Origin of the sequence: Acidimangrovimonas sediminis, assembly GCF_002871005.1 — a bacterium.
GTDB lineage: Bacteria > Pseudomonadota > Alphaproteobacteria > Rhodobacterales > Rhodobacteraceae > Acidimangrovimonas > Acidimangrovimonas sediminis.
In genome coordinates this window covers 15,817-40,493 of sequence record NZ_PHSN01000010.1, presented here as the reverse complement: position 1 = coordinate 40,493, position 24,677 = coordinate 15,817, and the positions used below count along the sequence as shown (strand labels likewise).

The following is a 24,677-nucleotide window of genomic DNA, read 5'->3' as shown; positions in this document are numbered from 1 at the left end:
TGCGCCTACTGCTTGATGCCTGCGGCCTGGCAATCCTTTGCCATCCCGCCTTCACACAATTGCTTGGCATCGACGAAGCCGTCCTTGACGACGGTGTCGGCCATGTTCTTCGGAGTCACCCAGACCGGCGTCAGCAGGACGGATTTCACGTCCTTCTTCTGCTGGCCGTCCATGGTCTTGCCATTGACCAGCGCGTCGGGCGGGGTTTCCTTGGCGCGCAGGTAAACGGCGAGCGCCACGGCGGCCTGCGCCTCGAGGTAGATCGGCTTGTAGACCGAGCCGCACTGATAGCCAGCCAGCACGTTCTTCATGCCGGTCAGCGTGGCGTCCTGCCCGGTGGTCGGGAAGCGATGCGGCGGGGCTTTCAGCGACTTCAGGTAGGAGATGACCGCGTTGGCGTTGTCGTCATTCGGCGTGACCACGGCATTGATCGTGTTATGCGCGGTGAACTGCTGTTCGAACGTCGTCCGGGCGACCGAGGGGTCCCAGGTGCCGGCCGGTTCGCCCGCATTCTTGTAGTCGCCGGATTTGAACTTCGGATCCAGAACCTTCATGTAGCCCTGCTTGAACAGCGTGGCGTTGTTGTCGGTTGGGGCGCCGGCCATCACCAGGATGTTGGGGTCCTTCACCTTCCAGTCGGTAAGGCATTGTTCCATGCCCTTGCCGATCAGCTCGCCCACCTTCACGTTGTCGAAGCTGACGTAGTATTCGCGGTCGCCGCCCAGCGTCAGGCGGTCGTAGTCGATGACCGGTACGCCGTGTTCCTTGGCGTATTTCTCGACCGCCGCACCGGCGCCCGAGGAGATCGGGTCGAGCAGCAGCACCGTCGCGCCCTGCGAGATCGCCGATTGCGCCTGCGTCAACTGGTCGGATTCCGAACCTTGGGCGTTGGTGATGATGTAGTCATCCTTGGACAGGCCCGCCTTGGCGAAGGCCTGCTCCAGGTAGGGCTGGTCGAACGAGGTGTAGCGGGCCGAGGTGGTGGTCTCGGGCAGCAGGACGCCGATCTTGCCCTTGCCCTTGGACACGACGTCCTTGAGCTGCGCCATGGCCGAGAAGTCGGGGGTGAAGGACGTGGCGCTCAGGTCGGTGTTGGCGCTAACATCGCCAGCTGCAAAAGACAGCGCAAGGGCGGCGGCACCCGACACCAGCGCGGCGCGGCGCAGCGCGCGGGCAGGACGGGACGGGCGGCGGGGCAATTCGGTCATAACTGGCATGTTCTCCTCCTGAAGCGGGTCAAGCGCGGACCGTTCCACCGGTCGTCGCGCGGTACTACGGCGGCGCGTCGACCCGACTGCGCCCCACCGGCACCTTTCTGCCTGCCAGCAACCGCGTGAATTGCCAACGTGCGCACGCGGCTGGTCGCGAAGTTGTGAAGCGTGCGACGGGGCGCCGCACAGGGTGCCGTAAGGGCAACTTCGATGCTGCGCCGCGGCGTGGAACCGGTTGGAAACAGGCGAGTTCCCTTGAGGGAAAGTTCCGCCGCCCGAGTGCATCTCCCGGTGCCACGCTGGTGAGTGCGCCGAAGAGGCTGGGCGATTCGAATCGTCACGGTACATCACGCGGGCGTGATGATTTTGGCGCGGCCGTGACCCCGATGCGATCCCGGTTGCCAAGGCGCTTTGGATCCCCCCGTCATGCCACAACCGGCGCGTGCAGTGCCGTGCCGTTGCGGCACCGCAGGCCCGACTTTCGCGCCCTATCCCAGAAACCGGTTGGCTTCACTCACGGAAACATTACCATTCGTTGGGTGCAGTGGCGACAAAATGACCTATCAGTCTGCGCAAGCGAGATGTCCAGGGGAGGACATTCGGTTCAGTGGTGACGGCAGCGTGCGCAGGAGGTGCGCTGCCGGGGAGCGAAAGGTCCGATCCCTTGCGTGGGCGGGCCTTCGGCGTGGTGGTCCATGTCCGCGCGCCGGCAAGACCGAAGACGACAATCCGCTTGTGAGAAAGGGAGACAAGGGTGTTGAAGACGAAATTTCTAGCAGGGGTCGCCGCGGCGACCCTGGCCGCGACGGCCGGGGCCGCGATGGCCGAGGACGCGATTTCCGACGGCGCGGTGAAGATCGGCGTTCTCGGCGACATGTCCGGCGTCTATTCCGGCGACTTCAGCGGCCCGGGCGCCGTTGCCGCCGTGAAGATGGCGGTCAAGGATTTCGGTGGCACGGTGCTGGGCAAGCCGATCCAGGTGATCGTCGGGGACCACCAGAACAAGGCCGACGTGGGCTCCGCCACCGCGCGGCAGTGGATCGACCAGGATCATGTCGACATGATCACCGATCTCACCAACTCCGCCGTCGCGCTGGCGGTGCAGAAGCTTGCCTCGGACAAGCACGTGATCACCATCGCCAGCGGCGCCGGCTCGACCGAGCTGACGGGGGCGTCCTGCACCAAGTACGGCATCCACTACGGCTACGACACCCACGCACTGCCGGTGGGCACCGCCACGGCGATGCTGAAGAACGGCGGCAAGTCGTGGTACTTCATCACCGCCGATTACGCCTTCGGCCACGACCTGCAGAAATCGACCTCGGAAGTGGTTGAAAAGGACGGCGGCAAGGTGCTGGGTTCGTCCGACGTGCCGCTGGGCTCGACCGACTTCTCGTCGTACCTGCTGCAGGCGCAATCGTCGGGCGCGCAGGTGATCGGGCTTGCCAACGCGGGCCAGGACACGGTCAACGCCATCAAGCAGGCGCATGAGTTCGGCCTGACCTCGGGCGGGGCCAAGATCGCCGGCATGCTGGTGTCGATCATGAACATCAAGTCGCTGGGCACCGATACTGCCGCGGGTCTGGAATGGACCTCGGGCTGGTACTGGAACATGGACGACGCCAGCCGCAAGTGGACGGCGGAATACGAGAAATTCTCGAACGGCGCCTCGCCGACCTTCGTCCATGCGGCCGATTACTCGCTCACCATGGCCTACCTGAACGCGGTCAAGGCCGCGGGCACCGACAACCCGGACAAGGTGCGCGCCGAGCTTGGCAAGATGACGATCGACGACTTCTACACCAAGGGCGGCAAGATCCGGAAGGACGGCCTCTTCGTCTACGACATGTACCTGCTGAAGGTGAAACCCGGCGGCAAGGACTGGGACGTGGCGCAGGTGGTCAGCAAGATTCCGGGCGACGAGGCCTACGGGCCGATGAACAAGGCCTGCAAGCTGGCCGACTGAGACAGGGAAGGGGCGGGCGGCGCGCTGCCGTTCGCCCCGCCTGAAAGACCGGATGCAAGAAACCGGACACAGGGAGCGGACATGGACGATACCATCCTCGAGGCGCGCAAGATCCGCATCTCCTTCGGCGGCTTCGTCGCCGTGAAGGACGTGGACCTGAAGATCAAGCGCGGCTCGATCCACGCGATCATCGGACCGAACGGGGCGGGCAAGACCACGCTCTTCAACCTTCTGACGAAGTTTCATCGCCCGACCTCGGGCCAGATCCTGTTCAACGGGCAGGATATCACCAGCCGCAAGCCCGCCGAGATCGCCAAGCTGGGGATCGTGCGGTCGTTCCAGATCTCGGCGGTGTTCCCGCACCTGACCGCGCTGGAGAACGTCCGCGTGGCGCTGCAGCGCAAGCTTGGGATGAACTACCACTTCTGGCGCTCGCAGAAGATCCTGCGCCAGCTCGACGCCGAGGCGATGGCGCGGCTGGAACAGGTGGGGTTGCAGGACTTCGCCCACACCCGCGCGGTCGAGATGCCCTACGGCCGCAAGCGCGCGCTGGAGATCGCCACGACCCTGGGGCTGGAGCCGGAGCTGATGCTGCTGGACGAACCCACCCAGGGCATGGGCACCGAGGACGTGGGCACCGTGACGGAGCTGATCCGCAAGGTTCGCGAGGGGCGCACAATCGTGATGGTGGAACACAACCTCGGCGTCGTGTCGACGCTGGCCGACACGATCACCGTGCTGAACCGCGGCGAGGTGCTGGCCGAGGGGCCGTATGAGGTGGTGTCGAAGAACCCGCAGGTCATGGAGGCCTACATGGGCGTCAGCGCCGAGGAAGCGGAAGGAACAGACGCATGAGCCCCGACACGACCGCGGCGACCATGACGAAACCGCTTCTCAAGGTGTCCGACCTGCACGCCTGGTACGGCGAAAGCCACGTGCTGCACGGTATCAACCTGGAACTGGCCGAGGGCCAGTTGATCACGCTTCTGGGCCGCAACGGGGCCGGGCGCACAACCACGCTGCGCGCGATCATGGGCCTTGTCGACCGCCGCACCGGCAGCATCCAGATCGGCGGGGCCGAATATATCGGCATGCCACGCCACAAGATCGCGCCGACCGCCGGCATCGGCTACTGCCCGGAAGAACGCGGGATCTTCTCGACCCTCACGGTCGAGGAGAACCTGATGCTGCCGCCGGTCGTGGGGCCGGACGGGATGCCGCTGGACGAGATCTTCACCATGTTCCCGAACCTGCGCGACGTGCGCAAGCGGATGGGCACACGGCTTTCCGGGGGTGAACAGCAGATGCTGGCCATGGCGCGGATCCTGCGGACCGGCGCACGGCTGCTGCTGCTGGACGAGATCACCGAAGGTCTGGCCCCGGTGATCGTCAAGACGCTGGGCACGGTGATCCGTCAGCTCAAGGCCAAGGGCTATACGATCGTGCTGGTGGAGCAGAACTTCCGTTTCGCCGCGCCGCTGGCCGATCGTCACTACGTCATCGAGCATGGCGAGGTGATCGACGTGGTCGAGGCGCACGAGATCGAGACGAAGATGGACCGCCTCAACCATTATCTGAGCGTCTGAGGTGGGGATGAGACAGATGATCCACACGTCAGTGACGTGGGCCCTGCCGGCGTCGCGTAAGGAAAACAAGGCTCTGGCCATAACGAACAACAAGGGGAGGGGCAGTCGATGAGCTTCGATGTGATGATGAAGCTGATCATGGCCCAGGGGATGCTTGGCCTGAACAACGGCGTGTTCTACGCCATGTTGTCGCTGGGCCTTGCGGTGATCTTCGGGCTCTTGAACGTGGTGAACTTCGCCCACGGGGCGCTTTACATGACCGGGGCCTTCGTCGCCCTGATCCTCAACAGCTATCTCGGCGTCTGGCTGGGGATCGGCTGGCTGCACATCGGGTTCTGGCCCGCGCTGATCATCGCGCCGATCGTGGTGGGCCTCTTCGGGATCCTGATCGAACGGTTCCTGCTCAGATGGCTCTACGGTCTCGACCCGATCTATTCGCTGCTTCTCACCTTCGGGATCACGCTGGTGCTGCAGGGGCTGTTCATCAACTATTTCAACGCCTCGGGCACGCCTTATCCGGGCATGCCCGAAAGCCTGCGCGGGGTGGTGAACCTCGGGTTCATGATGTTCCCGAAGTACCGCCTCTTTGTCATCGTCTTCTCGATCCTCGTCTGCATCGCGGTCTGGTTCGTGATCGAACGCACCCGGATCGGCGCCATGCTGCGGGCCGGGACCGAGAACCCCGAACTGGTGCAGGCCTTCGGCATCAACGTGCCGCGGATGGTCACGCTGACCTTCGGCTTCGGCACCGCGCTGGCGGGGCTGGCGGGTGTGCTGGCCGCGCCGATCTATTCCGTCTCGCCGCTGATGGGGGCCAACCTGATCATCATCATCTTCGCGGTGGTGGTGATCGGCGGCATGGGGTCGATCGCGGGCGCCGTGGTGACGGGCCTTGCGCTGGGGCTGATCGAGGGGGTGACCAAGGTGTTCTACGCACCCGCCTCCAACACCGTGATCTTCTTCCTGATGGTGATCGTCCTGCTGGTCAGGCCGGCAGGCCTCTTCGGGCGTCAGGGCTAGGGGCAGAGAATGACCGATATCGCTGAATTCGAAGAAGACGTGCCGGCGCAGGACCGGGGCCGTACCCGGATCGGGCAGGCCGTACTGTGGATCCTGCTGCTGGGCTTCGTTCTGCTGGCGCCGTTCTTCCTCTACCCCGTCTTCGTGATGCAGCTCCTGTGCTTTGCGCTGTTCGCCTGCGCCTTCAACCTGCTGATCGGCTTCACGGGCTTGCTGAGCTTCGGCCACGCCGCCTTCTTCGGGGGGGCTGCCTACATCTGCGGCCATGTGCTGACGGCCTGGGGCTTTCCGCCGCTTCTGGGGATCATCGCTGGCGGGCTGTTCGCGGCCGTCCTGGGCCTTGTCGTGGGGGCGCTGGCGATCCGCCGGCAGGGGATCTACTTTGCCATGATCACCCTGGCACTGGCCCAGATCGTCTATTTCTTCGCCCTCCAGCTTCCCTTCACCGGGGGCGAGGACGGGTTGCAGGGGATCCCGCGGGGCTACCTTCTGGGGTTCATCAACCTCAACGACTCGCTCAACATGTACTACTTCGTTGCGGTGGTGTTCCTTGTGGGGTTCCTCGCGATCTACCGCACGATCCACTCGCCCTTCGGTCAGGTTCTCCAGGCGATCCGCGAGAACGAGCCGCGGGCGCTTTCGCTGGGCTACAACGTGGACCGGTTCAAGCTGATCGCCTTCGTGCTGTCGGCGACGCTGGCGGGGGTCGCCGGGTCGACCAAGGCGATCGTGTTCCAGTTCGCCTCGCTCACCGATGTGCACTGGTCGACCTCGGGCGAGGTGATCCTGATGACGCTGGTCGGCGGCATGGGCACGATCTTCGGCCCCGTCCTTGGCGCCTTCATCGTGGTGGCGCTGCAGCACGTGCTGACCGGCATCGGGTCGTGGGTGCAGGTGGTGATCGGCGCGACCTTCGTGGCCTGCGTGCTGGTGTTCCGCCGCGGCATCATCGGCGAGATCGCGCGGCTTCTGAAACTGCACTCGGTCTGACGCCCCCGGGGGGCGCGCCCATCGCGGCGCGCCCCTCCCTCCGTCTCTTTCATTGTTCCCCAAATACGCAGGCTGGGGCCGAAACCGCCCCCGCCACCCGCTTCAGGCCGCCTCGGCCCGCCATGCCGCCTCGCGCGCCCGCACCCGGCGCGCGGCAAGCCCGAGGATGGCGGAGGCAGCAAGGCACCAGCCGGCCATCCACAGCATCTGCGTGGGCAGGCGCACGCCCATGTCGATCAGCACCCCGGTGATCCCGGGACCCGCCGCGGTCGCCAGCACCATGGCGGCAACGACGAGCGCGCGGATGCCGCCCAGGTTCGCGGTGCCGTAGACCTCGGGCCAGAGCGCGCCCATCAGCGTGCTGGTGAACCCGTTCGACACCCCGAGCAGCGCCATGAAGACGAAGATCCCCCAGACCGGGGCGACCAGCGCGACCGCCAGCGCCGCCAGGAAGAGCGGGCCCAGGAAGTAGGGCAACAGCCTGAGCGCTCCGAACCGATCCACCAGCGCGCCGCAGACGAAGCCGAAGACGATCGTCGCCCCCGACATCAGCGGAAAGGCAGCGGCGAAGGCCAGTGGCGGGTAGTGCCGCAACTCGGTCAGGTAGCCCTGCTGGAAATAGACGATCGTACCGATGAAGGGCGGCGCCAGCAGCCCCACCAGAAGCAGGTAGAAGACCGGGTCGCGCACCACCTCGGCCCGGGTCCAGTCCCGCGCAGTGGTGCCCTGGTGCGATGCGATCTCGGCGCCCGAGGGCACCCGCTCGACCCGCATCAGCGCCATGATCAGGGGCCATCCGATCAGCAGGCTCACCGCCGCCGCCAGGTACCAGGCGGTGTGCCAGCTGCCGCTCGCGCCAACGACCAGCACGACGATCACCGGCAGGATGGCCGAGCCCGCGGACAGCCCTGGCGCGATCATGGCCATCGCCCGGCCGCGGCTTGCCACGAACCAGCGCCCGGTCTCGGTGAAGGCGATCTCGGTCATCATGCCCTGGCCGAAGAGCCGGAGCAGGTAGATCGCGATCCCCAGCACCCAGACGTTCGGCGACACCGCGATCAGCCCGCAGGCCAGCGCCAGCGCGGGCATGGCGAAGCGCACGACCTTCCAGCCCGGCATCAGGTCCAGCGTCCGGCCGAGGAACGGCAGCGTCGCCGCGCTCGCCAGCGTCGCCAGCATGTAGATCCCGCCGAAGGCCCCGCCGGACAGCCCGAACGTCTCGCGCAGGGCGTTGCCCGACAGGCCGATGAAGAACGTCTGCCCGAAGGAGGAAAACAGCGTCAGCAGGAACCCCGCCGACAGCCACCGCGCATTGTCGGCAAAGAACCGAACCGTGTCCCTGAACATCCGCTCACCGCAAACCTGCCCCGTCCGGACGTTAAACCGCCCGCCGTCAGCGGGCGCAACCCCGCCCGGGCGGCGAGAGGTGTGGATGGTCCCCAGCCTGGGGGGCGCCGGGTCAGGCGATCCCCTTGCAGAAGATCTCGATCGCGCGGTCGCGGCGGCGGTCATATTCCGGCGCGCGGTCGATCGAGCAGGCGCTCTGGTCGAGGAGCGCCGTCACCGGGTTCTCGAAGGCCATGTCACGCAGGATCGCCGCCGCCAGCGGCACGTCGTCCAGCGCGATCTCGCCCGCCGCGACGCTGGCGGAAAGCTCCGCCTCCAGCCGGTCGACAAGATCGCTGAACCCGTTTTCCAGCACGTGGCCCGCCAGTTCGGGCTGGCGCCGGGTCTCGGCGATCACCGTGCGCAGGATGTCGAGCGAGCGCGTCGCGCGCTTGCGCTCCCAGTCCGGGGTGAGGATCAGGCGCAGGCGGTCGGGCAGGGGCAGGGCGCGCGCGCTTTCGGGCAGGGGCGAGAAAACCCCGTCGAACAGCCGCCGCATGCAGGCGCCGATCAGGATCTCGCGGGCGGGGAAGTGCTCGTAGACGGTACGCTTCGACATTCCGGCGGCCCGGGCGATCGCGGCCATCGACACGCCGCCGGTGTCGGGGCCGGCCAGCACGTCCTCGGTGGCGTCGAGGATGCGCGCAAGTCGGGTATCGTGGTCAAGCTGCGGCGGACGCCCGCGTCGCGGCGCGGCCTCGGCCCCGCAATCGCGGGGCAGCGTGCAGGGCGCCGTGTCCCGGCAGGTGCCGCCTTGGCCGTCGGTGTTACTCATCCGCCTCTCCTCGTCGCGGTGGGGTATGTCATACACCAAATCCGCACTTTACAAAACCCTGTGGTTTCCATATTGGGAACCAGACAGAAGGATCCGCGCCGCACTGCGGCGATGAAGACCCCCGACACCTCACGCCCCGCGCGCGTTCAGCAGGAGTGTTCCCCGATGCCCGCCCAGCCCCGTCTTTCGCGCGCTGCGCTTTCCGCCCTGGCCCTCGCGGCCCTGATTATGCCGGCAAGCCTTGCCGCCGTTCCCGCCGCCGCGCAACAGGCCGGTGGCCAGCGCCCGCCGCAACCGGTCACCGTGGTCACGCTCAAGGCTTCGAACGTGGCGCTGACGACGACCCTTCCGGGCCGCGTTGCCGCCTCCGAAGTGGCCGAGGTGCGCCCGCAGGTCAACGGGATCGTCACGAAGCGTATGTTCAAGGAGGGCAGCGAGGTCAAGAAGGACCAGCCGCTCTACCAGATCGACGACGCGACCTACCGCGCCGCCGTCGCCGGCGCCGAGGCCAGCCTCGCGCAAGCCCAGGCCCAGCTCGGCGAAGCCGAGACCGAGGCCAAGCGGCAGGAGGCCCTGAAGGGCCGCGCGGTGGTCAGTCAGTCGAACCTCGACACCGCGATCTCGGCGCGGGACGTGGCCAAGGCGGCGGTCGCGCTGGCGCAGGCCAACCTCGACAAGGCCAAGGTCGACCTCGACCGCACCACGATCCGGGCGCAGATCTCCGGCACGATCGGCCTGAGCCAGACCACCCGTGGCGCGCTTGTCACGTCGGGGCAGGCGGCGCCGCTGGCGACGATCCGGTCGCTTGATCCGGTCTATGTCGACGTCACCCAGTCGGCGGCCGATCTGGTGCGCTGGCGCCGCAAGCTGGCCGATGGCGGCAATATCGGCGATGCGGCCAATGTGCCGGTCACGCTGCGCCTGGCGGATGGCACCGAATACGACCAGAAGGGCCACCTCTCGGCGGCCGAGCCCCACGTGGACGAGCAGACCGGCGTGGTCGTGCTGCGGCTGACCTTCCCGAACCCGCAGAAGATCCTGCTGCCGGGCATGTACGTGCAGGTCGAGATGCCCCAGGGCACGGCCGAGAACGTCGTCCTGGTCCCGCAGGAGGCCGTGACCCGCGACCGGCGGGGCGAGGCGGTGGCGATGGTCGTCAACGCCAAGGACGTGGTCGAACAGCGCCAGCTCAAGGTGTTGCGCGACGACGGGCATTTCTGGGTCGTCGATGGCGGCGTGAAGGCGGGCGACAAGGTGATCGTGGCCGGCCTGCAGAAGATCGCCCCCGGCGCCACCGTGAAGCCCGCCGAGCGGGCCGCCGACGCCGCCAAGCCCGCCTCAGACGCCAAGGGCGGCGACAAGGGCTGATCCGGCGACCGCGCCGGCCCCTTCCGCTTCGCCGTTCAGACCTCAAACGCCGTCCGGCAAAGGACAAACCTCATGGCACGTTTCTTCATCGACCGGCCGGTCTTCGCCTGGGTGATCGCGATCCTCATCATGGGGGTGGGCGTTCTTTCGATCCTGAAGCTTCCCGTCGCGCAATATCCCGAGATCGCCCCCCCGGCGGTCCGCATCACGGCGACCTATCCGGGCGCCTCGGCCGAGACCATTGCCAACACGGTCACCCAGGTGATCGAGCAGCAGATGACGGGTCTCGACGGCCTGATGTACTTGTCGTCGTCGTCGACATCGGCGGGGCAGGCCCAGATCACCCTGACGTTCCGCAGCGGGACCGACCCCGACATCGCCCAGGTCCAGGTGCAGAACAAGCTGTCCTCGGCGACGCCGCTGCTGCCGGAGGTGGTGCAGCGCCAGGGGGTCAAGGTCGAGAAGACCTCGACCTCGTTCCTCATGGTCGTGGGCCTGACCACCGACAACCCGGACCTGAGCCAGGTCGACCTGTCCGATTACATGAAATCGAACATGTCCGACACTCTGAGCCGGGTGAAGGGTGTGGGCGGCATCACCGCGTTCGGCGCGAGCTACGCGATGCGGATCTGGCTCGACCCGTCCAAGCTCGCGGCCTATCAGCTGACACCGCAGGATGTGGTCTCGGCGGTGGAGGCGCAGAACGCCCAGATCTCGGCCGGCGCCTTCGGCGACCTGCCGACGGTCAAGGGGCAGGAGTTGAACGCGACGATCACCGCGCAATCGCTGCTCAAGACGCCGAAGGATTTCGAGCAGATCGTGCTGCGTTCGCAGACCGACGGCGGCCTCGTGCTGCTCAAGGACGTGGCCAAGGTCGAAATCGGCGCCGAGAACTACTCCGTCATCGCGCGCTACAACGGCCGGCCCTCGGCGGGGATGGCGATCCAGCTGTCCTCGGGGGCCAACGCGCTCGATACCGCGACGCGGGTGCGCAACACCGTCGAGGAGATGTCAAAGTACTTCCCCAAGGGCGTGCACTACGTCATCCCCTACGACACCACGCCCTTCGTGAAGATCTCGATCGAGGAGGTCGTGAAGACGCTGGTCGAGGCGATCGTTCTGGTGTTCTTCGTGATGCTGCTGTTCCTGCAGAACATCCGCGCCACGTTGATCCCGACGCTGGCGGTGCCGGTCGTCCTTCTGGGGACCTTCGGCATTCTCGCGGCGGCGGGCTATACGATCAACACGCTCACCATGCTTGCCATGGTGCTGGCGATCGGTCTGCTGGTCGACGACGCCATCGTCGTGGTCGAGAACGTCGAGCGGATCATCGAGGACGAGGGGCTGGAACCCCGCGAAGCAACGCGCAAGTCGATGGGCCAGATCACCGGGGCGCTTGTCGGCGTCGCGCTGGTCCTGTCGGCGGTGTTCGTGCCGATGGCGTTCTTCGGCGGCTCCACGGGGGTGATCTATCAGCAGTTCTCGGTCACCATCATCTCAGCGATGCTGCTGTCGGTGGTGGTCGCGCTGACGTTGACGCCCGCGCTTTGCGCCACGATCCTGCGCGCCAAGGACGCCCAGCACACCAAGCGGGGCCCCTTCGGCTGGTTCAACCGGGGCTTTGGCCGGGTGACGGGGGGCTACGGCGCGACCGTGGGCTACATCGTCAAGCGGCCGCTCCGCATCGGTCTGATCTACCTCGCGATCGGCGCGGGGATGGTCTGGCTGTTCGTGCAGACCCCGACGGGCTTCTTGCCGGACGAGGACCAGGGCGTGATGTTCGCCCTCGTCCAGGCGCCTACCGGCGCCACCGCTGCCCGCACCCTGAAGGTCGTGCAGAAGGTCGAGGATTACTTCGAGACGAAGGAGAAGAAGAACGTCGAATCCACCTTCGGCATCGTCGGCTTCAGCTTTGCCGGGCAGGGGCAGAACATGGGCATGGCCTTCGTCCGGCTGAAGGACTGGAAGGATCGCCCGAACCCGGGACAGAGCGTCCAGGCGATCGCCGGGCGGGCCTTCCCCAACTTCATGGCGATCCAGGACGCGATGGTCTTCCCGATCGTGCCGCCGGCGGTGATTTCGCTCGGCAACGCCTCGGGGTTCGATTTCTACCTTCAGGCGCAGAACGGGCAGAGCCACGAGGAGCTTCTGAACGCCCGCAACCAGATGCTGGGCATGTTGGCCAAGAGCAATCTGATCGCCACCGCGCGGCCATCGGGGCTCGAGGATGCGACGCAGTACGACCTCAACATCGACTGGCGGCAGGCGGGGGCCTACGGGCTTACGCCGGCACAGGTGGCGAACACCCTGTCGATCGCCTTCGCCGGGCAGTACGTCAACGATTTCAATGACAACGGCCGGGTGAAGAAGGTCTACGTGCAGGGCGAGCCCTCGGCGCGGTCGGATCCGTCCGACCTCGACAAGTGGCGCGTGCGGAACGCCTCGGGGGGGCTGGTGCCGTTCTCGAACTTCACCACCGCGTCGTGGAAGTTCGGTGCGCAGGGCCTGACCCGGTTCAACGGCATCCCCGCGATGGAGATCCAGGGCACGCCCGCGCCCGGCGTCTCCTCGGGCGAGGCCATGGCCGAGATCCAGAAGCTGGCGCAGGCGCTGCCGGGCTATAGCGTGGCCTGGACCGGTCTGTCGCTGCAGGAACAGGAATCGGGCGGGCAGGCGCCGCTTCTCTACGGGCTGTCGCTGGCGGCGATCTTCCTGTGCCTTGCCGCGCTCTATGAAAGCTGGGCGATCCCGATCGCGGTTCTGCTGGCGATGCCGATCGGCGTGCTGGGCGCGCTGGCGGGCGCGTGGCTGGGGCATTTCGACAACGGCGTGTTCTTCCAGGTGGGCCTGCTGACCGTGGTCGGCCTGACCGGCAAGAACGCCATCCTGATCGTCGAATTCGCCCGCGACCGGATGCGCGAGGGCATGGACGTGTTCGAGGCGGTCAGGATCGCGGCGCTGCAACGTTTCCGCCCGATCATCATGACGTCGATGGCGTTCTCGCTGGGCGTGCTGCCGCTGGTCGTCAGCACCGGGGCGGGGGCCGGCGGGCGCCGGGCGATCGGTTCGGCGGTGCTGGGGGGCACGCTGTCGGCCACGGTGCTGGGCGTTCTCTTCGTGCCGCTCTTCTTCACCACGATCCGCCGGATCTTCAAGGAGAAGACGCGGACGTAAGGCGCGCCGCCTCAGCAACGGGCCGGGCGGACAAGATCCGCCCGGCAGCCGCGACGGAACGTCCCGGCAGGTCCGTAGAACCTTCGGGCAGGACGACGAAGGTGATACGGAACAGGCATGACCGAGCAAACGAAAATGGCCCCGCGGCGTCGCCGTGGCCGCGGGCGGTGGTGGTGGGCGGCGCTGGTGCTTCTCGTGGTCGCGGCGGCTGGTGCCTGGTACTGGCGCGGGCATGACGCGACCCCGCCGGACGCGGGGCTCATGACCGCGACGGTGACCAAGGGCAATGTCGACGTCACGGTGCTGGCCAATGGCGAGCTGCGGCCGTCCAAGCTGGTCGCGGTGGGGGCGCAGGTCTCGGGCCGGGTCACCTCGGTCAACGTGGCGTTGGGGGACAAGGTGGAGAAGGGCCAGTTGCTGGCCGAGATCGACAGCTCCACCCAGCAGAACGCCCTGAAGACCGCGCAGGCCGACCTCGCCAACATGAAGGCCCAGAAGGCGCAGGCCGAGGCGACGCTGGCCTATGCCGAAAGCCAGCTTGAGCGGCAGAAGCAGATGCAGTCGACCCGCGCCTCGAGCGCGTCGGATTACGACAGCGCGGTGGCCGCAGTGGGCGAGGACAAGGCCGCGGTTCAGTCGCTCGACGCGCAAATCCAGGCCGCGCAGGTCGCCGTCGACACCGCCAAGGTGAACCTTGCCTACACCCGGATCACCGCGCCGATGGACGGCACGGTGCTGGACGTGGTCACCCAGCAGGGCCAGACCGTCAACGCCTCGCAGACGGCGCCGACGATCGTCATCCTCGGGCAGCTTCAGACCATGGAGGTACAGGCCGACATCTCCGAGGTGGACGTGGTGGACACGAAGCCCGGGCAGAAGATTTGGTTCACGATTCTCGGTGATCCGTCAAAGCGTTACGACGCGACCCTAAAGTCGATCGCTCCGGCGCCCACCTCGATCAGCTCGGACAGCGAGATTTCGACCTCTTCGTCGTCTTCCTCGTCGTCGTCGTCTTCCTCCTCCTCGTCCTCGGCGATCTATTACGAGGGCAGCTTCGACGTGCCCAACCCGGATGGAGAGCTGCGCACATACATGACGGCAGAGGTGCATATCGTGCTCGGCTCTGCCCGGGACGTGCCGGTGATCCCGGCTGCCGCGCTGGGGCAGAAGACGAAGGACGGCGACTATATCGTCCGGGTGGTCGGCGACGGCGGCGCGATCCGCAAGGTCCCGGTGAAGATCGGCCTGAACGACAAGGTCACGGCGCAGGTGCTGTCCGGGTTGACGGTTGGCGAAAAGGTGGTCACGGGCGAGGGCGGGAGCACCTCCGCCTCCTCCGCCAGCTCCAGCGGGCACCGGATGGGGCCGCCACCGATGGGGTTCTGACATGGCACCGGCCAACGACGCCCCGCCACTGATCCGGCTGGAGAAGATCCGCAAGGAATTCCCCTCGGGCGAGGGTACGATCGCCGTTCTCAAGGACGTCGACCTGACGATCCGCGCGGGCGAGATGGTGGCGATCATCGGCGCCTCGGGCTCGGGCAAGTCGACCCTGATGAACATCCTCGGCTGCCTCGATCGGGCGACCTCTGGCAGCTACCACATCTCGGGGGTGGAAACCTCCAGCCTGGACGGTGACGACCTGGCCGCGCTGCGCCGGGAGCATTTCGGATTCATCTTTCAGCGCTACCACTTGCTGGGCGAACTTGATGCGGTCGGCAATGTCGAGATCCCGGCGATCTATGCCGGCTGGGCCGAGGGGGCCCGGGCGGACCGGGCGCATGCGCTCCTGGACCGGCTGGGCATGGGCGAACGCTGGGCGCACCGTCCCGGCCAGCTGTCGGGCGGACAGCAGCAGCGGGTGTCGATCGCCCGCGCGCTGATGAATGGCGGCGACGTGATCCTGGCGGACGAACCCACCGGCGCGCTGGACACGCGGTCGGGGGCCGAGGTGCTGCGGATCCTAGACGAGCTGAACGCCGAGGGCCGGACGATCATCATCGTCACCCACGATCCGGAGGTGGCGGCGCGTGCCGGCCGGATCATCGAGATCCGCGACGGCGAGATCCTGTCCGACAAGGTGCAGCCCGCGCGCGACCATGTGGCAGAGGCGGCAGGGGGCGCGACGCCCGGTCCCGCGCGGCCGGCGCGGCGCGGCATGGGTGATCTTGCCGGCCGCTTCCGCGAGGCGTTCCGCATGGCGCTTCTGGCGATGAACGCGCACCGGCTGCGCACCTTCCTGACCATGCTGGGCATCATCATCGGCATCGCCTCGGTCGTGTCGGTGGTGGCACTGGGGCAGGGTACGCAGGCCAAGGTTCTGTCGAACATCTCGAGTCTGGGGACCAACACGCTCGACATCTTCCCGGGCAAGGATTTCGGCGACGTGCATTCGGGGCGGATCACCACGCTGGTGGTGGGCGATGCCGACGTGCTGGCGCGCGAGCCCTATATCGCGGCAGCGACACCCACGGTCACGACCTCGTCCACCGCGCGGTTTGGCGCGACCGAGGCGAATGCGCAGGTGAACGGCGTCGGACGGCAGTATTTCGAGGTGAAGGGGTCGAAACTGGCCGAGGGCCGGTTCTTCGACACCGGCGATGTCGACCGGATGGCGCAGGTCGTCGTGATCGACGAGAACACCCGCAAGGCGCTGTTTTCCGACGGCACCGATCCGTTGGGACAGGTGGTCCTGATCGGCACGGTGCCGATGCGGATCATCGGGGTGATGCAGCCGCAGCAATCGGGTTTCGGGTCGAGTGCGAACCCCTCGCTGTTCCTGCCCTACACCACGGTGCAGGCGCGGATCACAGGCAGTCCTTCGCTCAGGTCGATCACCGTGCGGGTGGCCGACGACGCCTCGATGTCGGCGGCCGAGAACGCGGTGACGGACCTGCTGATGCGGCGCCACGGGTCGAAGGACTTCTTCATCCTCAACACCGATGACATCCGCAAGACCATCACCTCGACCACGCAGACCATGACGATGCTGGTGGCGGCGATCGCCGTGATCTCGCTGGTCGTCGGGGGCATCGGGGTGATGAACATCATGCTGGTGTCGGTGTCGGAACGGGTGTCGGAGATCGGGGTGCGGATGGCCGTGGGCGCGCGCCGCAGCGACATCCTGCGGCAATTCCTGATCGAGGCGGTGCTGGTGTGCTTCCTTGGCGGCGCTCTGGGGATCGGGGCTGCGCTTGGGTTCGGCGCGGGCTTCTCGGCGCTGTCGACGGATTTCGCGCTGGTCTATTCGCCGGTGTCGATCGTGGCGGCGGTGGTGACCTCGACGCTGATCGGGATCGTCTTTGGCTATCTGCCTGCGCGCAACGCCTCGCGGCTGGACCCGGTGGAGGCGCTGGCACGGGAGTAGGGGCGCGGGCATGTGAAAACGCGGCCGGAGGGTTGCCCCCGGCCGCGTCATTCCATCGGATCAGCCCCAAAATCAGAGGCGCGATCAGAGGTCGAGCAGTTCCTCCAGCCGGATCGGATAGCTCGTCACCCGCTTGCCGGTGGCGTGCCAGATCGCGTTGGCGATGGCGCCGGCGGTGCCGGTGACGCCGATCTCGCCCACGCCCTTCACCCCCAGCGGGTTCACGAATGCGTCCTCCTCGGGGATCGTCAGCACCTTGACCGAGGGCGCGTCGGAATTGACCGAGACATGATATTCGCCAAAGTCGCGGTTCAGGATGCGCCCGGTGCGCGGGTCCATCTCGGCGCCCTCGTGCAGGGCGAAGGAGATGCCCCAGATCATCCCGCCCGACAGCTGGCTTTCGACCATCCGCGGGTTGATGATCCGGCCCGCGGCGAAGGCACCGACCAGCCGGGTCACGCGTACCTGGCCAAGGTCGGGATCCACCTTCACCTCGGCGAAGACCGCGCCATGCGACTGGAACGAATGATCGTTGGCGTCGTTCTCGCCGCGCGCCCCCTTGCCCTCGCCGCTCAGCGTCTCGCGCCCGGCGCGGGCAAGGATGTCGGCATAGCTCTCGCTCCTGCTCTCGTCGTCTTGGGCGTAAAGCCTGCCGCCACGTGCGACCACCCTGGTGTTGCCGGTGCCGTGAAGCGGCGAGTCCGGGTCCGAGGACGCGATCTCGGCCAGCTGACGGATCGTGTCGCCGCCCGCGTTGTCGATCGCGAGGCCCAGCGTCGCGGTGTAGCCGGAGCCCCCCGCGACACCGGAATCCGGCAGGTCGGACACGCCGCCCCGGATCTCCACCTGCTCCACATCCAGACCCAGAGAATCCGCCGCGATCTGCGCCATCGCGGTCCACGAGCCCTGGCCCATGTCGATGAGCGCGGTCTCGATCACGGCGGTGCCGTCGGCGCGCAGCGTGGCCCGCGCCTCGGCGCCGAACATCGGGCAGGGGAAGGTGGCGGTGCCCACACCCCAGCCGACCAGCATGCCCGCGTCGTCGGTCATCTGGCGCGGCGCCAGCGGGCGCCCGGCCCAGCCGAATTCCCGCGCCCCCTCGGCATAGCATTCGCGCAGCGCCTTGGAGGAATAGGGCAGGCCCGACATCGGGTCGGTCTCGGCATAGTTCCTGAGCCGGAACTCCAGAGGGTCGAGGCCCGCGGCCTCGGCCGCGACATCGGCCGCGATCTCCAGCGCGGCGGAGCCGGATGCCTCGCCCGGGGCCCGCATCGCGCCGGGCACGCCCACGTCGTTGCGCACGCCGTCATGCGAGGCGCGGATCGCGGGCGCCGCATAGGTGGTCCGCGCAGCGCCCGAGGCGCCCTCGATGAACTCCTCGAAGGCCGCGGTGACGGCGGTCGTGTGGTGGTCGATCGCGGTCAGGCGCCCTTCGGCATCCATGCCCAGCTTGATGGTCTGCCGGGTGGCGCCGCGGTGGAAGACATGTCCGAACATCTGGTGCCGGGCGAGCGCCAGCTTGACCGGGCGGTCCAGCAGCTTCGCCGCCTGGATCGCCAGCAGGAACGCGCCGACGACCGCTGCCTTGGATCCGAAACCGCCGCCGAGGAAGGGAGAGCGGATCACCACGTCGGCCGGATCAAGGCCAAGCCATGCGGCAAAGCCCGCAGCGCTCATCCCCGGGGCCTGGGTTGGCGTGTCGAGGTAGAGCTTGCCGTCCTTCCATTCGGCGACGATCGCGTGGGTCTCCATCGCGTTGTGATATTGCGGCGGGGTTTCCACGACCGTCTCGGTGGTGGAGGCGGCCTCCGACAGGCCCGCGGCGATGTCGCCCTTGGACATTTCGATCGGGAAGCCGAAGCCCACCGACTCCGGCGCGTAGGGCGCAAGGTCGAAGCCCACGCGGGCCGTCTCGGCCGCATATTGTGGCGCCAGAAGGCGGGCGGCCTCGGTCGCGGCTTCCAGCGTCTCGGCCACGACGAGGGCGATCGGCTGGCCCTCGTAGCGCACCGTGTCGTCCTGCAACGTCTCGGTCAGTTTCGAGAAGAAGGAGGGCTTCGCATCGGGCTCCAGCGCCAGTTCGGGCCGGTTCGCGGGGGTATAGACCTCGACCACGCCGGGGTGGGCGCGGGCGGCCTCGACATTCATCGCGGTGACCCGGCCGCGGGCGATGGCGGCGGTGACGAGGACGGCCTGCGCCATCCCCGCGGGGTGGTTGTCGGCGGCATAGGTGGCGCGGCCGGTGACCTTCAGCAGGCCATCGGCACGGGTGCGCGGCTGGCCCGCATTCGATCCCATGCGGATCGGCGTGGCGGCGGGAAGCGGGGTGACGTCAGGCATGGGCGGGTTCTCCCAGGTGGACGGAGCCGGGCAGGACGGGCATCTCGGCGGGCGTGCCGGCCGCGGCAAGGGTCAGGGCACGGGCGCCGATGCGCGCGGCCAGCGGGATCTTGAAGCCGTTCCCGGCCGTCGCGGCGGCGCCCTCCAGCGCCCGGGCGGCGGCGGTGGCGAAGGCGTCAGCATCGGGACGCGCGCCCTTCAGCGCGGCCTCTGCGTCGAGCGCGCGCCAGGGCTTGGCGGCGACGCCCCCGAAGGCAAGGCGCGCCTCGGCGATGATGCCGTCCTCGATCCGCAGCATTGCGGCGGCCGAGACCAGCGCGAAGGCAAACGAGGTGCGGTCGCGCAGCTTGAGGTAGCGCGCGTGGCGACGGAACCCGGCCGCCGCGGCGGGCAGGGTGATCGCGGTGACCAGCTCACCTGGCTTCAGCACCGTCGTGGTCTGCGGGGCCGCACCGGGCAGGCGGTGGAAGTCGGTCAGCGCGACCGCGCGGGTGCCGTCGGGGCCCGCGACCTCCACCATCGCGCCGAGGGCGGCCAGCGCCACGCAGAAATCCGACGGGTGGGTGGCAATGCAGGCCTCCGACGCGCCCAGCACCGCGAAGGCGCGTGCACTCAGGCCCTGCGCCGCGCAGCCAGAGCCCGCCTCTCGCCGGTTGCACGACGAGGTGGGGTCGGCGAAGAACGGGCAGCGGGTGGCCTGCATCAGGTTGCCGCCCACGGTCGCCGCGTTGCGCAGCTGGCCCGACGCGCCCGACAGAAGCGCCTCGGCCATGGCCGGGAAGGTCTGGGCGACGTCCACGTCATGGGCGAGGTCGGAATTGCGGACCAGCGCGCCGATCCGCAGCCCGCCGTCGTCCAGCCATTCCCAGCGGTCGAGGCCGGGCAGGCGGGTAATGTCGACGATCCGATCGGGCACAGCGGCGCCGGTCTTCATCAGGTCGACGAGGTTGGTACCGCCGGCAAGGTAGGCCGCGCCGGGCGCGCCGCCCGCGGCGATCGCGTCGGCCAGTGTTTCGGGGCGGAGATAGTCGAAGCTTTTCATGCCGTTTTCCTTTCGCCCTTGGTGGTGGTCATCTCTTCGGCCGCGGCCAGCACGGCGCGGGTGATCCCGCTGTAGGCGGCGCAGCGGCAGAGGTTGCCGCTCATCCCTTCGCGGATCCGCTCGGGGTCGGTCCCGGCGCGGCCCTCGGCGATGAGGCCGACGGCGCTCATCACCTGGCCGGGGGTGCAATAGCCGCATTGCATGCCGTCCTCGGCGACGAAGGCCGCCTGGACGGGGTGGAGGGTGTCGCCCTCGGCGAGGCCCTCGATGGTGGTGATCTCGGCGCCGTCGTGGCTGAGCGCGAGGGCGAGGCAGGCATTCTGCCGCCGGCCGTCGATCAGCACGGTGCAGGCGCCGCACTGGCCGCGGTCACAGCCCTTCTTGGTGCCGGTCAGATGAAGCCGCTCGCGCAGGAGGTCGAGCAGCGTGACGCGCGGGTCGTCGAGTGCGATCTGCTGGCGGGTGCCGTTGATCGTCAGGGTAAGGTCATGGGACATGTCGGGCTCCGATCGCTCAGGAAGTCAGCACGGAAAGGCCCCTCTGCCCGCGATGGGCATGGGGAAGGGACCGCGCTGACGGTCGGTGATAGGCACGGACGTCTCTGGCGGACGTGGCGCATCGATGGGGGATAGGTTACGGAGGTTGGTGTTTTCGCGTGACCCTGTTATACGGAGGAGCCCTCCGTTTTGCAAGGGGGCGCGTGATACCCCATGTTTGCGGGATATTCGGAAGGGTCGGCTCAGGCGATGAACAAGGAAATGGGTCCGGAGGGCGACAAGGCAAGGCGCAAGCCGCGCGCCGATTCGTTGCGCAACCGCGAAAAGCTGCTTTCCGCCGCCGCCGAGGTGTTCCGCGAGGGCGGGCCGGAGGCCAGCCTCGAGGCGGTGGCGCGCCGGGCGGGCGTCGGCATCGGCACGCTCTACCGTCATTTCCCCACTCGCGACGCGCTGTTCGAGGGGGTCTACCGCCGCGACGTCGACGCGCTGGCCGAGATGGCCGAGCGTCTGGCGGCGGAACTGCCTCCGGGCGAGGCGCTGCGTCGCTGGCTGCATTGCGCCATCGACGTGATCGCGGTCAAGAAGGGCATGCTGGAGGCGCTGGCGCTGGCGACCGAGGGCAAGCAGGAGCTGTTCTCCTATTCCAAGTGCCGGATGAACGCGGGCGCCGAGGCGCTGATCGGCCGCGCCGTGGCGGCGGGCGAGATTCGCGCCGACGTGGTGCCCGACGATCTGTGGCACGCCGTCATCGGCTTTTGCGCGATGCGCGGCCAGCCCGGCTGGCGCGAGCGGGCCGGGCGCCTGGTCGACATCTTCGCTGATGGGTTGAGCGCCGCTCTCTGATACAACCGGTTGGCGGCCCGCACGGGCCTGATCCCCTAGTGGCCCCCGTGCGAGAGCTCTGTCCGGAGGTGCGCAAAGCCCGCCCAGGACGGCCTGCGATGCATCTTTCCAGCGAACTCGTTGCAGATGAAATAATCTCCTTGACTTGATCGGGCGTGACAGGATGATTGAGGGCAGGGGCCTTCGGGTCACGAGACGCGGGAGGAGCGCGAGGAGGGGCCGGCAAGCGGCAAGGCCCGCGCGATGTCTGCGGGGTAGATAACGTCAGGGGAGGAGACCCAATGACCGAGAAATTGACCAAGCGCGCGTTCCTGGGCCAGGCCGCGGCCGCCGGCGCGGTGGCCGTGGGCGCCACCGGCCTGGGCCTTCGCCCGGCCCGCGCCGAGAGCGTGGACCTCGTGCTGTCGAGCTGGCTGCCGCCGCGCCACCCGGTGGTGGTGCATGCGATCAAGCCCTGGGCCAAGGACATCGAGACCGCGACGGAGGGCCGGGTGAAGATCCGCGTTCTGGCCAAGCCGCTGGGCAGCCCGCCCGCGCATTTCGACATGGCCCGCGACGGCGTGGCCGACATCACCTATGGCCTGCATTCCTTTACCAAGGACGACCGTTTCAAGAATTCCCGGATCGGACAGTTCAGCCTTCTGGGCAATGACGCCGCCTCGATCTCGCAGGCGTTCTGGGACGTCTACACCCAGGACCTGGGCGCGGTGAAGGAACACGAGGGAACGCATCTTCTGGGCCTCTTCAACCACGGCCCGGGCGTGATCCACAACAAGGCCCGCCCGGTAAAGACCGCCGACGACCTGAAGGGGATGAAACTGCGCTGCCCCGGCGGCTACATCTCGGACCTGATGACCTCGTTCGACGCGGTGACGATCCTGACCGCGCCCGGCGAGGTCTACGAGAAACTGTCGCGCGGGGTGATCGACGGGGTGACCTTCCCGATGGACCCGCTGAACTCCTACAAGCTGGCGGAACTGGTGAAATACACCACCAAGGTGCCGGGCGGGATCTACAACACCACCTGGTTCCTCGTCATGAACCCGGGCAAATGGGACAAGATCTCCAAGGCCGACCAGGAGGCGATCACCAAGCTGTCGGGCAAGGCTTTCGCCAAGCGCGCGGGCGAGGCGTGGAACATCGCCGACGACCTGGGCGTGAAGGCCGCCAAGAAGGCCGGGATCGAGGTGATCGACGCCCCCGCGCCGCTCGTCGAGGCGATCAAGGCGAAGGGCTCCGTCTTCGAGGACAAGTGGGCCGGGAGCCTCGACAAGGGCTATGACGGCAAGGCCGCGCTTGAGAAGTTCCGCAAGATGACGGGCATCTCGGCATGATCCAGACGGCGCGCCGGGCGCTCGAGGTGATCGCGGCGGCGCTGGTGGTGGGGCTGATCCTCGTCACCTGCGTCGACGTGGTCGGGCGCTACCTGTTCAACGCCCCCCTGCGCGGGGCCTACGACCTGACGCAGATCCTGCTCGGCGCGCTGGTCTTCGCGGCGCTGCCGCTGGTCACCGCCCGGGGCGGCCATGTCGAGGTGGACCTGTTCCTCTCGCTCATGCCCGCCCGGGCGGCCCGTGTCCTGGGCGTCGCCGCGGCGGTGGTGACCGCGCTGGTGCTGGTCTATTTCGCCTTTCGCCTCGGCTTCAAGGTCGAGGACGACGTCACCACCGGGCGCGCGACGCAGGGGATTGGCTTCCCGCTGTGGACGCTGGGGGCGGTCGGCCTCGTCAGCTGCGTCGCCTCCGCCATCGTGGCACTTGCCAGGAAACCTGAATGACCTCTTCCCTGATTGCCTTCGCCGTCCTGCTGGGACTAGTCTTCCTGCGCGTGCCGATCGCCTTTGCCATGGCCCTCGTGGGGGGGCTCGGCTTTGCCCAGATGCGCGGCTTCGACGCCGCCGGCGCCATGGTCGGTAACGCGGTGTTCGAGACCGGGATGAACTATTCGCTCTCGGTCGTGCCGCTCTTCATCTTCATGGGCAACATCCTTGCCGGGTCAGGAATCGCCAGCGGCCTCTTCAACGGCGCCGACCGGATCTTCGGCCGCTTCCGGGGCGGGCTGGCCATGGCCACGATCCTCAGCTGCGGTGGTTTCTCGGCGGTCTGCGGCTCGTCGCTGGCCACCGCCGCCACGATGTCCAAGGTGGCGATGCCCTCGATGCGGCGCTTCGGCTACCACGACAGCCTCGCCACCGGGTCGATCGCCGCAGGCGGCACGCTGGGGATCCTGATCCCGCCCTCGGTCATCATGATCATCTACGGCCTCTTGACCGAAAGCGATATCGGCAAGCTCTTCATCGCCGGCATCCTGCCGGGCGTGCTGGGGATCGGCCTCTATCTCGTCGCCGTGCTGGTCGCGGTGCGGGTGAAACCCGCGCTGGCGCCGGCGGTGGGGGATGTCGCCCACATGACCCGCCAGGATATGGTGGGGGTCTTCGCGACGCTCGCGCTCTTCGTCTTCATCATGGTCGGGATCTACGGCGGGTTCTTCACCCCGATCGAGGCCGCAGGCATGGGCGCCGCCGCCGCCGTGCTGATTGCACTCGCCGTCGGCGGGCTGACCCGTGCCGGGCTGTGGGAGGCGCTGATCGACTCGGCCATCGCGTCGGCGATGATCTTCGCGATCATCATCGGTGCCGAGATCTTCAGCAATTTCATCACCTTCGCGGGGCTTCCCGACAAGCTTTACGACTTCGTGGAGGCGCTGGGGCTCGGGCCGTGGGAAGTGATCGTCGTGATCGTGCTGATCTACATGGTGCTGGGCGCGGTGCTGGAGAGCCTGTCGATGATCCTGCTGACGGTGCCGATCTTCTACCCGCTGGTCAGTCAGCTCGACTTCGGCGCGGGGATCCTGGCCGATCCGGACATGATCCTGATCTGGTTCGCGGTGATCGTGGTGGTGGCGACCGAGATCAGCCTGATCACCCCGCCGGTGGGGATGAACGTCTTCGTGCTGCGCTCGGTGCTGACGGACGTGCCGCTCTCGACGATGTTCCGCGGCATCCTGTGGTTCTGGGTGGCCGACATCGTGCGCATCACCCTGATCGTCGCCTTCCCGGCGATCTCGCTCTGGCTGGTCAGCTAGCCGGGGCGCCGGCCTCCGCGGGGGCGCC

Annotated in this window: 19 protein-coding genes; 13 read left to right on the top strand and 6 right to left on the bottom strand. The window is 67.7% G+C overall.

The genetic code is table 11. From position 1 onward, the window contains the following. Positions 1-5: 5 nt before the first annotated feature. Positions 6-1,217 (bottom strand): sugar ABC transporter substrate-binding protein, encoded by a 1,212-nt coding sequence (locus CVV76_RS10260; RefSeq protein WP_158243130.1) that lies wholly within the window; start codon positions 1,215-1,217, stop codon positions 6-8. Positions 1,218-1,968: 751 nt separating this feature from the next. On the opposite strand from CVV76_RS10260, the gene CVV76_RS10255 reads away from it, so the two are divergent. From CVV76_RS10255 to CVV76_RS10235, 5 genes are all read left to right on the top strand, one after another. Continuing rightward, positions 1,969-3,177, top strand: coding sequence for an ABC transporter substrate-binding protein (locus tag CVV76_RS10255; RefSeq protein WP_199178561.1), 1,209 nt, complete (start codon positions 1,969-1,971; stop codon positions 3,175-3,177). A gap of 81 nt (positions 3,178-3,258) precedes the next feature. Further along, positions 3,259-4,032 carry an ABC transporter ATP-binding protein gene (locus CVV76_RS10250; protein WP_102224555.1) on the top strand — a complete coding sequence of 258 codons (774 nt, stop codon included), beginning with the start codon at positions 3,259-3,261 and terminating at the stop codon, positions 4,030-4,032. A 23-nt stretch (positions 4,033-4,055) separates the two neighbouring features. Then, positions 4,056-4,763 (top strand): ABC transporter ATP-binding protein, encoded by a 708-nt coding sequence (locus CVV76_RS10245; RefSeq protein WP_102224702.1) that lies wholly within the window; start codon positions 4,056-4,058, stop codon positions 4,761-4,763. A 108-nt stretch (positions 4,764-4,871) separates the two neighbouring features. Further along, positions 4,872-5,783 (top strand): branched-chain amino acid ABC transporter permease, encoded by a 912-nt coding sequence (locus CVV76_RS10240; RefSeq protein ID WP_199178560.1) that lies wholly within the window; start codon positions 4,872-4,874, stop codon positions 5,781-5,783. Positions 5,784-5,792: 9 nt separating this feature from the next. After that, positions 5,793-6,773, top strand: coding sequence for a branched-chain amino acid ABC transporter permease (locus CVV76_RS10235; protein WP_102224554.1), 981 nt, complete (start codon positions 5,793-5,795; stop codon positions 6,771-6,773). Between the two features lie 102 nt (positions 6,774-6,875). Here CVV76_RS10235 and CVV76_RS10230 read toward each other — a convergent pair whose 3' ends face one another. Both CVV76_RS10230 and CVV76_RS10225 read right to left on the bottom strand, forming a co-directional pair. Then, positions 6,876-8,120, bottom strand: coding sequence for an MFS transporter (locus tag CVV76_RS10230; RefSeq protein WP_102224553.1), 1,245 nt, complete (start codon positions 8,118-8,120; stop codon positions 6,876-6,878). A 112-nt stretch (positions 8,121-8,232) separates the two neighbouring features. Further along, entirely contained in the window at positions 8,233-8,934 is a 702-nt protein-coding gene (locus tag CVV76_RS10225) for a TetR/AcrR family transcriptional regulator (protein WP_102224552.1), read from the bottom strand. 165 nt (positions 8,935-9,099) lie between these two features. On the opposite strand from CVV76_RS10225, the gene CVV76_RS10220 reads away from it, so the two are divergent. From CVV76_RS10220 to CVV76_RS10205, 4 genes are all read left to right on the top strand, one after another. Continuing rightward, the gene (locus CVV76_RS10220) at positions 9,100-10,302 is read left to right on the top strand and encodes an efflux RND transporter periplasmic adaptor subunit (RefSeq protein WP_102224551.1); all 1,203 of its coding nucleotides are present in this window, start codon (positions 9,100-9,102) and stop codon (positions 10,300-10,302) included. Positions 10,303-10,374: 72 nt separating this feature from the next. Continuing rightward, positions 10,375-13,476 carry an efflux RND transporter permease subunit gene (locus CVV76_RS10215; RefSeq protein ID WP_102224550.1) on the top strand — a complete coding sequence of 1,034 codons (3,102 nt, stop codon included), beginning with the start codon at positions 10,375-10,377 and terminating at the stop codon, positions 13,474-13,476. 117 nt (positions 13,477-13,593) lie between these two features. Further along, on the top strand, positions 13,594-14,862 hold the full coding sequence (locus CVV76_RS10210) for an efflux RND transporter periplasmic adaptor subunit (protein ID WP_102224549.1): 1,269 nt from the start codon (positions 13,594-13,596) through the stop codon (positions 14,860-14,862). 1 nt (position 14,863) lies between these two features. Then, positions 14,864-16,843, top strand: coding sequence for a MacB family efflux pump subunit (locus CVV76_RS10205; protein ID WP_102224548.1), 1,980 nt, complete (start codon positions 14,864-14,866; stop codon positions 16,841-16,843). Between the two features lie 84 nt (positions 16,844-16,927). Here CVV76_RS10205 and CVV76_RS10200 read toward each other — a convergent pair whose 3' ends face one another. The 3 genes from CVV76_RS10200 to CVV76_RS10190 are packed head-to-tail and all read right to left on the bottom strand — an operon-like array spanning position 16,928 to position 20,722. Then, positions 16,928-19,183, bottom strand: a complete 2,256-nt coding sequence (locus CVV76_RS10200) for a xanthine dehydrogenase family protein molybdopterin-binding subunit (protein WP_102224547.1) — start codon at positions 19,181-19,183, stop codon at positions 16,928-16,930. Next, positions 19,176-20,225, bottom strand: a complete 1,050-nt coding sequence (locus tag CVV76_RS10195) for an FAD binding domain-containing protein (RefSeq protein ID WP_102224546.1) — start codon at positions 20,223-20,225, stop codon at positions 19,176-19,178. The genes CVV76_RS10200 and CVV76_RS10195 overlap by 8 nt, the downstream gene beginning before the upstream one ends. Then, a complete protein-coding gene (locus tag CVV76_RS10190; protein WP_102224545.1) occupies positions 20,222-20,722 on the bottom strand; it encodes a (2Fe-2S)-binding protein in 501 nt (166 codons plus the stop codon). Before CVV76_RS10190 ends, CVV76_RS10195 begins: the two co-directional genes overlap by 4 nt. A 249-nt stretch (positions 20,723-20,971) precedes the next feature. On the opposite strand from CVV76_RS10190, the gene CVV76_RS10185 reads away from it, so the two are divergent. The 4 genes from CVV76_RS10185 to CVV76_RS10170 all read left to right on the top strand — a co-directional run bounded on the left by CVV76_RS10185 (position 20,972) and on the right by CVV76_RS10170 (position 24,649). Continuing rightward, positions 20,972-21,565 (top strand): TetR/AcrR family transcriptional regulator, encoded by a 594-nt coding sequence (locus tag CVV76_RS10185; protein ID WP_233192800.1) that lies wholly within the window; start codon positions 20,972-20,974, stop codon positions 21,563-21,565. Between the two features lie 281 nt (positions 21,566-21,846). Beyond that, positions 21,847-22,899, top strand: coding sequence for a TRAP transporter substrate-binding protein (locus CVV76_RS10180; RefSeq protein ID WP_102224544.1), 1,053 nt, complete (start codon positions 21,847-21,849; stop codon positions 22,897-22,899). Then, positions 22,896-23,342, top strand: a complete 447-nt coding sequence (locus CVV76_RS10175) for a TRAP transporter small permease (RefSeq protein WP_102224543.1) — start codon at positions 22,896-22,898, stop codon at positions 23,340-23,342. Before CVV76_RS10180 ends, CVV76_RS10175 begins: the two co-directional genes overlap by 4 nt. Next, positions 23,339-24,649, top strand: a complete 1,311-nt coding sequence (locus tag CVV76_RS10170) for a TRAP transporter large permease (protein WP_102224542.1) — start codon at positions 23,339-23,341, stop codon at positions 24,647-24,649. Before CVV76_RS10175 ends, CVV76_RS10170 begins: the two co-directional genes overlap by 4 nt. Positions 24,650-24,677 lie beyond the last annotated feature (28 nt).

Excerpts from the sequence above, each read along its gene's own strand:
- CVV76_RS10260 (WP_158243130.1), bottom strand. The coding sequence starts at position 1,217 with ATGCCAGTTATGACCGAATTGCCCCGCCGCCCGTCCCGTCCTGCCCGC.
- CVV76_RS10250 (WP_102224555.1), top strand. The coding sequence starts at position 3,259 with ATGGACGATACCATCCTCGAGGCGCGCAAGATCCGCATCTCCTTCGGC.
- CVV76_RS10245 (WP_102224702.1), top strand. The coding sequence starts at position 4,056 with ATGACGAAACCGCTTCTCAAGGTGTCCGACCTGCACGCCTGGTACGGC.
- CVV76_RS10240 (WP_199178560.1), top strand. The coding sequence starts at position 4,872 with ATGAGCTTCGATGTGATGATGAAGCTGATCATGGCCCAGGGGATGCTT.
- CVV76_RS10235 (WP_102224554.1), top strand. The coding sequence starts at position 5,793 with ATGACCGATATCGCTGAATTCGAAGAAGACGTGCCGGCGCAGGACCGG.
- CVV76_RS10230 (WP_102224553.1), bottom strand. The coding sequence starts at position 8,120 with ATGTTCAGGGACACGGTTCGGTTCTTTGCCGACAATGCGCGGTGGCTG.
- CVV76_RS10225 (WP_102224552.1), bottom strand. The coding sequence starts at position 8,934 with ATGAGTAACACCGACGGCCAAGGCGGCACCTGCCGGGACACGGCGCCC.
- CVV76_RS10220 (WP_102224551.1), top strand. The coding sequence starts at position 9,100 with ATGCCCGCCCAGCCCCGTCTTTCGCGCGCTGCGCTTTCCGCCCTGGCC.
- CVV76_RS10215 (WP_102224550.1), top strand. The coding sequence starts at position 10,375 with ATGGCACGTTTCTTCATCGACCGGCCGGTCTTCGCCTGGGTGATCGCG.
- CVV76_RS10210 (WP_102224549.1), top strand. The coding sequence starts at position 13,594 with ATGACCGAGCAAACGAAAATGGCCCCGCGGCGTCGCCGTGGCCGCGGG.
- CVV76_RS10205 (WP_102224548.1), top strand. The coding sequence starts at position 14,864 with ATGGCACCGGCCAACGACGCCCCGCCACTGATCCGGCTGGAGAAGATC.
- CVV76_RS10200 (WP_102224547.1), bottom strand. The coding sequence starts at position 19,183 with ATGCCTGACGTCACCCCGCTTCCCGCCGCCACGCCGATCCGCATGGGA.
- CVV76_RS10195 (WP_102224546.1), bottom strand. The coding sequence starts at position 20,225 with ATGAAAAGCTTCGACTATCTCCGCCCCGAAACACTGGCCGACGCGATC.
- CVV76_RS10190 (WP_102224545.1), bottom strand. The coding sequence starts at position 20,722 with ATGTCCCATGACCTTACCCTGACGATCAACGGCACCCGCCAGCAGATC.
- CVV76_RS10185 (WP_233192800.1), top strand. The coding sequence starts at position 20,972 with ATGAACAAGGAAATGGGTCCGGAGGGCGACAAGGCAAGGCGCAAGCCG.
- CVV76_RS10180 (WP_102224544.1), top strand. The coding sequence starts at position 21,847 with ATGACCGAGAAATTGACCAAGCGCGCGTTCCTGGGCCAGGCCGCGGCC.
- CVV76_RS10175 (WP_102224543.1), top strand. The coding sequence starts at position 22,896 with ATGATCCAGACGGCGCGCCGGGCGCTCGAGGTGATCGCGGCGGCGCTG.
- CVV76_RS10170 (WP_102224542.1), top strand. The coding sequence starts at position 23,339 with ATGACCTCTTCCCTGATTGCCTTCGCCGTCCTGCTGGGACTAGTCTTC.